6 protein-coding genes and 3 pseudogenes are annotated in these 9,096 nt (G+C 41.5%); 1 reads left to right on the plus strand and 8 read right to left on the minus strand.

Going from position 1 to position 9,096, the window contains the following annotated elements; all coding sequences use genetic code 11:
* Positions 1-360: 360 nt before the first annotated feature.
* The 5 genes and pseudogenes from ACE01T_RS11745 to ACE01T_RS11765 form a co-directional block, all read right to left on the minus strand.
* The gene (locus ACE01T_RS11745; RefSeq protein ID WP_395519319.1) at positions 361-4,182 is read right to left on the minus strand and encodes a site-specific integrase; all 3,822 of its coding nucleotides are present in this window, start codon (positions 4,180-4,182) and stop codon (positions 361-363) included.
* Complete coding sequence (locus ACE01T_RS11750) at positions 4,169-6,670, minus strand: hypothetical protein (protein WP_395519320.1); 2,502 nt, start codon at positions 6,668-6,670, stop codon at positions 4,169-4,171. Before ACE01T_RS11750 ends, ACE01T_RS11745 begins: the two co-directional genes overlap by 14 nt.
* Before the next feature lie 10 nt (positions 6,671-6,680).
* Positions 6,681-7,130 (minus strand): hypothetical protein, encoded by a 450-nt coding sequence (locus ACE01T_RS11755; RefSeq protein ID WP_089606550.1) that lies wholly within the window; start codon positions 7,128-7,130, stop codon positions 6,681-6,683.
* Between the two features lie 394 nt (positions 7,131-7,524).
* A pseudogene (locus ACE01T_RS11760) lies at positions 7,525-7,702 on the minus strand (transposase domain-containing protein); the annotation flags it as partial.
* Positions 7,703-7,804: 102 nt separating this feature from the next.
* Positions 7,805-7,879, minus strand: a pseudogene (locus ACE01T_RS11765) (BrnA antitoxin family protein); the annotation flags it as partial.
* 125 nt (positions 7,880-8,004) lie between these two features.
* On the opposite strand from ACE01T_RS11765, the pseudogene ACE01T_RS17730 reads away from it, so the two are divergent.
* Positions 8,005-8,220 (plus strand): annotated as a pseudogene (locus ACE01T_RS17730) (hypothetical protein); the annotation flags it as partial.
* Here ACE01T_RS17730 and ACE01T_RS11770 read toward each other — a convergent pair.
* Genes ACE01T_RS11770 through ACE01T_RS11780 form a run of 3 tightly spaced genes read right to left on the minus strand, consistent with a single transcriptional unit; the run spans position 8,174 to position 8,827 of the window.
* Complete coding sequence (locus ACE01T_RS11770) at positions 8,174-8,440, minus strand: nucleotidyl transferase AbiEii/AbiGii toxin family protein (protein WP_395519321.1); 267 nt, start codon at positions 8,438-8,440, stop codon at positions 8,174-8,176. The pseudogene ACE01T_RS17730 and the gene ACE01T_RS11770 overlap by 47 nt on opposite strands.
* The gene (locus tag ACE01T_RS11775; RefSeq protein WP_395519322.1) at positions 8,433-8,630 is read right to left on the minus strand and encodes a hypothetical protein; all 198 of its coding nucleotides are present in this window, start codon (positions 8,628-8,630) and stop codon (positions 8,433-8,435) included. The genes ACE01T_RS11770 and ACE01T_RS11775 overlap by 8 nt, the downstream gene beginning before the upstream one ends.
* A gap of 59 nt (positions 8,631-8,689) precedes the next feature.
* Positions 8,690-8,827 carry a hypothetical protein gene (locus ACE01T_RS11780; protein WP_395519323.1) on the minus strand — a complete coding sequence of 46 codons (138 nt, stop codon included), beginning with the start codon at positions 8,825-8,827 and terminating at the stop codon, positions 8,690-8,692.
* Between the last annotated feature and the right edge of the window lie 269 nt (positions 8,828-9,096).

Here is a 9,096-nt window from a genome sequence, read left to right on the forward strand (position 1 = left end):
AATGTAGTTATCATATTTGTATCTTTTACTTTGGTCAAACCAAATTAGACTTTTTTATTCATTTTCTGGTGGTGTTTCAAATTTAATGCTGGCTTATTTTTTAAAAATTTTAACCGAAAAAATCCCTGTATTTTCAATACATCCAAGGATGCCTATTTAGCTCAAAATCTATGCAGCATACTTTTTGAAGCACTAGCTACATTTATTTTTTAATTCTATGAAAGGACCTCAATGAATTAAAATCATGAGAATAATTAAAACAAAAAATCAAATTCGCGGAAACCCAGGCCTTTGCTTGGCAAATCAGATTTTGACAAAGCAAAGGCCTGGGCCCCTTAAATTGAACGATATCTGCTTAGGCTATTCCCATAAGGAAGGGTGTTGTACAGCTTCCAGTAGCAAATCAAATGCAAGGGATAATGTGATGTTTTTATTGCTTTGTTGATCGATAAAATAGACGTGAATCTCACGACTTTTTTGCGTGAGATCCACCGGATAGTTATCGTACTGCAATTGGACTTCCTCAGGTAACAACAGCTGCATCCCCTCGATAAAATCCTGCATTGCCCAATCCATTTTTGGCTTTTGCTGGGCATCAAAACGACATTGGAAACAAAACTGGTTTCTTCTGAGTTTGCCATGCTGAATCAATACAGCTAAAGCCGACAGAACTTTCTCCTTTAAAAGATCTTTTAATGCGATAAATAGCTGTAGGCTCTTTGGCTTCAGCTTGGTTTTGATCTGCTTGTCATATAGGTCGCTTAAGTACTTTTTCTCGATCGATGCAGCATTGTCCAAATTCCATCCAAGTTTACTGAATGAAGGGACTTGCCATTTTGCAGCAAGCCAAAGCGCACGCTTAACCCAAATATGTAGGTTATCCACTATATGAGGTGCTTGGATCTCTGCATCTTGATATGTGTTGAGATACGTGTAGATGACCTTGTAGGATAATGGCTTCAGCTCGAATTGCATCTTGGGCATCAGATAAGGTTGTACTTTCTGATCAATACCCAACACCGGTTGATCACGTTCAAAGCACTTTCGGTGTTGGCGGTCGCGATTCAGATCCACCGCTTCAGTTTCTTCACGATCATAATGCCTATTCAGAACAGCAGGATGAACTACACAGGGCGTATTGTAAATTCGATCAATCGCCAGCAGATCCAGGGTATGCAGGTAGTGTGAGGCCGTTTGTTCAATCGAGCTATGCCCCATCCAATCGGCCAGCAAACGCCATTTATGCTGAATCACCGCTTCATGCCTGATTGCCTGTTCACCGAACAGATGCTTGCGCATGGACTTAGCCTGCTGCCAGCTGTAGTCGGTATAGGTCATCACCATTTCTTTCGATCCCAACCAGGCGATTGCCAAATGATTGGCGGCACTATGGCGGAAACTGTGGAAGGTATAGCCGTGATCTGGCTTGATGATTTCATCGAACAGCAGCCGGGTCATTTTTGAGATATACAGCTCGCTCAGGATTTCTCCACCGATCTCAAAAACCAGCTGCTCGTTCGCCTTTTTATTATTCGGCTGCTGAAAACAATGCAGAAGATAGCTTTTCACCGCTTGCAGTTCATCATCCAGTAATACCGCGTTCAAATCGAGTTGACGTTGCGCATTTTGGCTTTTCAGTCGTCGATAGACATTATTTTTCAAGGTGATGCGTATGGCGACCGTTTGATTGCCTGGATCGTCTTTCCACAGCAGTTGAGGACAAATGATTTCCCCCAGCGTCAGTCCCCGGATTTCATTGAGTCGACATCCCAAACGATAAGCCAGGAGGTACATCAGCAGCAACAGCTGCAGATGGACTTTTTCTTTTTGAGTTGAACAGGCCTCAATTTTCTGAATGACTCTTTTTTTTAATTGAATAAACAGCTGTGGGCTGATGAGCTTGGCTTGACAGAACTGGATACGTTGAAAATCACTGTGGTCAAAGCTGCTGACCGCTGGCACATTCTCCGCATATTCTTTCTGGCAAAAGGCATGAAAATCTTTCAGTCGTCCAAAGGCATATTGTGCCCGACCCTGAGTGCGAGTGTCTGTGTATTCACGCTGTGTTTCAGCACGTTCATCGATGCTGTTCAGGATGGAGGCATACAATTGCTCATAGTGCTCTACATTCATCTGTTCAAGGTCATTGTCATACATATAGATATGACAGAAATAGTCTTTCGCAAAACTGCTCAGATAACGCTTGATACTACTCAATTTTAATTTCTTGCCGTTTTCTTTTTCTTCTTTTCTCAAATAAAAGATCCAGCTCAATAGTCTTAACTGTGCTTCTATCAGATTGCTTTCTTTATAATTGTCACCCTTTAAGGCTGCCTTCTTTGCCTTTAACCGGGTTCGGATATTGCGCCATTGCTTAAACTGTTGCTCATCGCGTTGTCTTTGGCTTTGCTTATTTTTCCCTGCCGGGGCTCGCTCTTGTTCAAAAAACTCCAACTCAAATGGAAGCTCTTTCAGTTGCTGATGTGCCGTGATAGCCACCGGTTTGGCTGTTTCAGTCTCTAACGGGAGGATCCCATGTTCTACTTTGACAAGATCAGTCGTGGATTTCAAGGTATTAAACCAGGCTACACCTTGGTCTTCTGCCGTTAAAGACACAGTTTTTAGATGATTCTGCAACACTTCACTTAAACACATATCCAGACTCAAGTCGGGATGGATTTCCAGCGCCAGGTTGACATGCTGAAAGGGCTTGAGTGCAGTGATCTCAATGAGATCCTGATCCTCGGATCGCAAGATTTTTTTTAATGCCGAAATCTGTTCCGAGACCTTGAGCTGTTTTTTAAGATTCTCGAACACACTCAGAATCGCTTCCAGCACCTTGCGCGGATGTTGTGGTTGCAGGTCCTCTGCTTGCTGTTTCAGGATGTGTAAAAAAAGTTGTGCATAAGGATTGAACCAGACATGCCGCCACTGATAAATCATCTTGTCTTTAATTTCATTGCCGTAATAGCGGTGTGGCATGCTGTAGCTGAGAACCAGTGGATTGGTAATTTTTTTATAGTCACTTCGATACAGTGTTGAATACCCAGACAACGGATTGCTCATTTTCTCCTTCTCTTTCTCCTCCTCCAGCAGACGATTGCCGATGGCGACCAGCTGAGTGAGATCACTACAGCCTGAACAATAAATCAGACTTAAATACAGATGACCCAAGCACTGTTGTGCTGTTGGCATCTGCAGTGTCTCGCTACGCCAATACGCCTTCAGTCCTCTGGCAATATGAAAATGCTGCTGTCCCAACCGCAGTCTGGCTTCAGTGCTGAGAATCTGCCGCGGTGGCGGATCAGAAAACAGCGTCGTGGGACGCAGCTTAATCGGATAAGGCTGTTGTTCCTCATTCTGATACTGTTCTAAACAGGCTAAAAAACTGGCTTCACTGTGTTTGATATACGGTTTGCGCTTGGCACGAGTGGTGAAGTCTTTGTTCCTTAAGAAAGTCTCCAGTCCTTTGGCGAAATTCGCCCAGATTCGGGCAATCTGGTCATCGACCTCCTGCTGGCTATCCTTCTGTCCTGCAATAGCCTCCTTCATTTGTTGAAAAGTAAAGGCCACTTGCTGAGCAATCTGATGATAAATGGTTGATGGAATCTTAATCAGATAAGCATCTTCCGATGCGCTTTCATCAGCCTCTTTACGCTTAATCAAACAGTCTTCAGCCCATTGTAAATAAGGGGCTCTCAGCGCGACCGTGGCAATCTTTTTATCCTTTAAAAACGCCTTGATTTCTTCCTGACAATCCACCCAAATTTTCTCAATTTCGCTATCGATCTCAAGCGTATTACCCTGATGTTTTTTAATGATATCCGACATCTTATTAAAATCCGCTTCGACTTGCTGCTTGATATTTTCATATATCAGGGACATGATTTTAATCGGATAAGCCTCTTGTGTTTCGCTCAGATCGATCAAATAATTCTCTTTAAGCTGAAAAAAATAGGCTTCGCTCTGTTGTAGATAAGGGGCTCTGAGTGTTGCCGTGCTAAGCTTATGGTTCTTCAAAAATTTCTTCAGCGCTGACTGAAAATCTAGCCAGATTTTCTCAAGCCCTTTATCAATATCTGTCGTACTTCTTTTACGCCCTGCAATCGATTGGAGCATCTGCTGAAAAGTCAGTTCAACTTGCTCACCAATATGCGCAGCAATCACATCATGCTTTGTCATGTGCTTTATCCTTTTCTGGCATCGGACTGGATAAATGCTCAACCTGCAATATCTTGATCATCTCATCGATGCCTTGACTGACATGGCATATATACTGATACAAGGAGGCTGAGGAATAACGATAAAACAGCTCCTGATCGCGTTGATCATGGCCGTACAAGGCCTGAATCACATTAAACGCCACTCCATGATCCATCAGCATATTCATTGCAAAATGGCGCAGCCAGTTATTGTAAATAGGCGCTGAGACATAGCGCGACAACGCTTCATTCACCCAAGCTCGGCTGAGAGGCTTGATCCTGATTTTAGGGCTGTCCCATGCTTGAGCCGTCACCGGCAGGCTTCCCGGATAGACAATCACCTTGCCAAACAGATCTTCAAGGGTGATATTTTTCTTGAAGACAAATTTCAGTAAGTCAGCATAGTGAGTGACCACACTGTTTAAGAAATCGAGATAATGCTTAAAAGCCTGAGTAAAAAACTTCGCTAACGGAATAAAACGCCCATCCTTACGTGATTGGCTATTCTTTTTATCATTCACATACAACAGTCTTAAATCCAGATCATAAGCACTACACTCCCCCAACAAATGTTCTTGCGGACGTCGTGTTAAACATAACAGGCTGATATGCCACATCCACAAACTGTAGGCATTGATCCGCTCGATCAGGTGCTGATGCAACTGAATTTTCTCATGACAGACCTTGTGCAGCTGCTGGAAGAAATCGGACACAAAATCCGGAGTCAGGGCCAATTGACTCCCCAGCCGGGTGGTATCCGCTTCACTCGAGCTTTCAAACTGCTGCTCGACGATCTTGATCCCGGCTTCAGTGTCCGGTCTGCACAGCGTATTCAGATAAATCCGGTACTTCTCATTCAGCTGCTTCTTTGCAACACCCCCGTAAAAACTGCCAGGAAGATCATGAGAACTATCTTTGCCCGACAGCACATGTGCAATATATTCATTAAACGTGTGGTGAAAAACATGGAAGTACAACTGTGCCTGTAACTTTTCGACAGTGATTGAACCAAGCTGTTGTCCTGCTATGCATTTTTTCAGATATTGATTGACCTCTTGCACCGTCACAGGCGCAGTACCACAACGTAAATGTAGATATTCAAACCAGCTGCTGGACAGATACAGCTCATGAGATACCGTATGATTCAACTGATGTGGCATTAAACTTTCATTTTTTTGCTGAGTAATCGCCAGATACAGTCTCACCTGATATTCCGGCCGCTTGGCGCTCCCCGTTTTCCGCAGCACCCCCTTTTCAATCAGCTGTTCATAGTTCAGGAGTGCAACAGGTGACAAGCCACTGCTTAAACTGAGTAAACAGGCGGCAGCCATGGCAGAACTGTCCGGATCTTGGCTGTTTAATTCGCCATTTAATAGGTAAAACAGATGCTGAATTACATCCTGACTCATATAATAAGAGTTGGTCACCAGCGGTTGTAAACGACGCTGTCGATGTCGCAACATATGCGTCGCATATTCATTCACAAATCTAAAAAAACGACCAGTTCCCGGATCTATGGTTTGGATCTGCCAACCTTGTTCAATCGCATCGATCTCGCCCTCTTCATCTATCACGATCCATGGATCAAACGTGATATCAGCCGGAAAATCAGATAAAGTGATCTTCCCCTGCGACGGGTAGTCCTCTTCAACTTCCTCTTGTTGCGAGGGCCAATCCGGCACAGGTTTCAGCTTTTTAGGTCTTGGTTTTCTCGGTTTCCGTTTTTTAGGTTTTATTCTTTGCAGTATGCGCTTTCTTCGTATTTTCCTGGGGATTTTTCGATACACGATTGTTTTGTCGGCCAGACGTTTAAAAATGATGGTCAGTGCACGCAAGTAGTTTGAAAATTTTCTCCCTTTTAAGGAAAAATCCTGAATAAAGCCCGTCCATTTTTCATAAATTTCCTTATTGAACTGCACCTGATTCAGCATAAAGTCTAAATAGCATTGCAGTAATCGTCTGCTGTCGCTTTCCTCACTGCTTTCCTCTTGCTGTTGCAGACCAAGCTCAACCAGCGGTTTACAAATGTAGCGCAACAAATCACAGATTTCTTTTTGCTTGGCGTCAGAAGCCTTTAACGGACAAATCGCCTGATATTTCTTGTAAAACAAATAACTGACCCGCAAGAGCAAATAACCGGTTTCATCCAGCTGTTCAGAAACATACGTAGCAAAATAAGTGAATGCCGCAAATAAATAATCTTTACCTAATTGTCGACCACTTACAATGGAGGTGTAAACCTCAGCCGCATTAGCTTTCAATTTCTCAATTTGGTGCACATCCTCTGCATGTAATTCAGAAAATTCTGTGAACGTCACAGTTTGCTGTAGTTGCAAGTATAGGATCGCGAATTTGACCCGCAATTTATCACTAGCTATTTTGTCTGCTGTATTTAATTTCTCACATTCTTTCGCTTCAGTAGTGAGCTGAGCTTTCAAAAGATTTTCTAAAGATTTTACTTTTGCCACGTTTCATGACTCACAATTCAATTTTTTCTTCAGGACTAAGATCACACTGACGCTTAATTTTCAGGATCTCTTTAACTTGTTTTTTGACCTCCTCGTTGCGCAAGTTAAAAAACGTCATCAAAAAATAGGCACTGAGTTTCCCTGACTGACCAAAAACCTCAGCCTGCACTTCTGGATCAATATAAATATCAAGCTCACGGATTAGTTGTAACTGGGGCAGGTAATGTACATATGCACGCACGGCACTGTCCGTTTTTAAGATCTCGAGAATCTGCTGCCATATCTTCACATAGCATTTTTCAAATTCCTCTTGTTTCTCTTTATCCTTTCCTGGTTTCTGTTTCTTCAGACTCCCCACCTGCTGCTTCAACTTGGGTAGCTTTGGTGTTTTTGTCACGAAAGGAAGAACAAACTGATAAAGAAAGAGGGCAGTGTTGCTTGCTGACTGAGCAAAAATCATACTAAAATGACCAAAAATTAACACACAAAGTTTTATAACATTTTTTTTATTTACTTTTAAAGCTTTCTAGTGAATAATAATAACAATATTATATTATTCAAATACTTATAATTTTAAAATCTCTAATATTCTGCAAGCTCACCCACTATATTAGTTACAACCCCTCAATTTTCATAAACAGTTTCAACAAAAATGATTAAATTCAGTCATAAAAAGCAAGTGAACAAACCGCCTAAGATATAAATCTTTGAGCTTGGTCAAAGTGATCGGTATGGCGTTAAAGCAGTTTAAATTGAGCAGAAAATCATGTGCCTCGCCTCAAATTTTGAGAGAAGATACTAAGTGAAGAGTACGTTAACCATAGTAAGCTTTCGCTGAGCCCCATCGCTATTTTTTAATTTGAGTTGGATTTCCAGCCGTGTAGCAGTAATTCTATATGGGTCACTTTATGTGTCGGCAGCCTATTCAGTACATCACTTAAATAGGTATAGCGATCCAACCCATTCAGTTTTGCGGACTGAGTCAGTGGCAGTTCGCTGACCACTGCGTAGCGAGCCAGCAAACAGCCAGTTCTACCCCCAAGGTATAGGTATCTACACAAATATTTTTAATTGAGCTATCGTAGGCAGCATGTTTTAAATTTTACGATAACTCGATTAGATGCCCGTCTCGTTAAATGCAAGAACATCAGTATCTAAGTGAATCGAAGTTTGTTGCTTCACAGGGCTATAGAATTGATCGTGGCGTACAAAGGCACTTTAACTTTTAAATGTTTGTGCAACAAAGCCATACTTATTGCTGAAAAAAATATCTCATAATTTTATAATTACTCGCAAATCTTTCATTATTTTAATAATTTTTTCTTTAGGGCATTATGGAAATTCGACCAAGTTTACTTAGCTATATTTTTGCAGGTTCAACCAAATGGTGCATAAACTATGAATTTCCTGAGCTTACACTTGAACTTGATGGCGCTATTGTAAAACTGAACCCTGAGGAGGTCTTAAAATCTTATATCCATAAAGGATGGATGTGGTCTACAGTCACACTGAAAACACAGGATCAGAATTATCCGGTTTTGGAACTATTTTAATGTCCACATCTTCAGACATCCGATTTAACTGAATATTTGCTTTAGCTAAAGAAGTTCCACCAGCAAAAACCAAGTCATGCGTTTCAAATTCTAGAGACTGTAATAGTCTCAATAACTCGACAACATAGTAATCTTTTTCAACAATAGAAGTTGCACCAATACCAAGCACATCAGCAACATCTGCAACATCTGCAAACAGATTTTTTATATCAGGCATTAATTTGGCTACGACCTACAGACAATTGGCGTGTAAAACGACGCGGGGTTTTAATTTGAGTAAAGGCTGGGATCTGGGTGGATTGACCAGATAAATATTTTTCATTAGCCTCACCCAACGTAACCTGCACATCCAATCTTTTTAATGCCTCTAAGATCACTGCATCCGCGCCTTCTGGACAGGCTGGCATTACTTTACCGGTAATTTGATTTTTTCTTGCTTTGGTATAAATACCATAACCAACTTTGATTAGCTCACCTTTTGAACTAAGTTTCGCAGAACTCTTCCAATTTGGTCATAATTCGCAATGTCATTAAAATCATCTCGCATAAAAACATAACGTTTTGAGCGTTTGATGCGCATTTGCATTTTCGCTTTAATTGTCATCGCATCTCCCTTATACATCAGTTTTCACATACCTTTAAACTAGCAAAAATACGACATTATAATAGCTGAGAATATAGATAAATCAGTCAGTAAGACAGCTTTGTCTGATCTGATAGTTCTGGGTTGAGTTACAGAGTTCTATGAGATTAAACAGCCGTATTTAGCTGCTTATGATCCAGAATTGGTTACCCAGCACCCCGATTGCATAAGCATCATAAGTTACGTAACTTGCGCAATTTACCTGTCAGGAATCTGTCCACTTATGCCTC

The organism is Acinetobacter uliginosus (assembly GCF_044130295.1).
GTDB lineage: Bacteria > Pseudomonadota > Gammaproteobacteria > Pseudomonadales > Moraxellaceae > Acinetobacter.

Coding starts and splice junctions, on each gene's coding strand:
- ACE01T_RS11745 (WP_395519319.1), bottom strand. CDS start 4,182: ATGACAAAGCATGATGTGATTGCTGCGCATATTGGTGAGCAAGTTGAA.
- ACE01T_RS11755 (WP_089606550.1), bottom strand. CDS start 7,130: ATGATTTTTGCTCAGTCAGCAAGCAACACTGCCCTCTTTCTTTATCAG.
- ACE01T_RS11770 (WP_395519321.1), bottom strand. CDS start 8,440: ATGCCTGATATAAAAAATCTGTTTGCAGATGTTGCAGATGTTGCTGAT.
- ACE01T_RS11775 (WP_395519322.1), bottom strand. CDS start 8,630: ATGCCAGCCTGTCCAGAAGGCGCGGATGCAGTGATCTTAGAGGCATTA.
- ACE01T_RS11780 (WP_395519323.1), bottom strand. CDS start 8,827: ATGACAATTAAAGCGAAAATGCAAATGCGCATCAAACGCTCAAAACGT.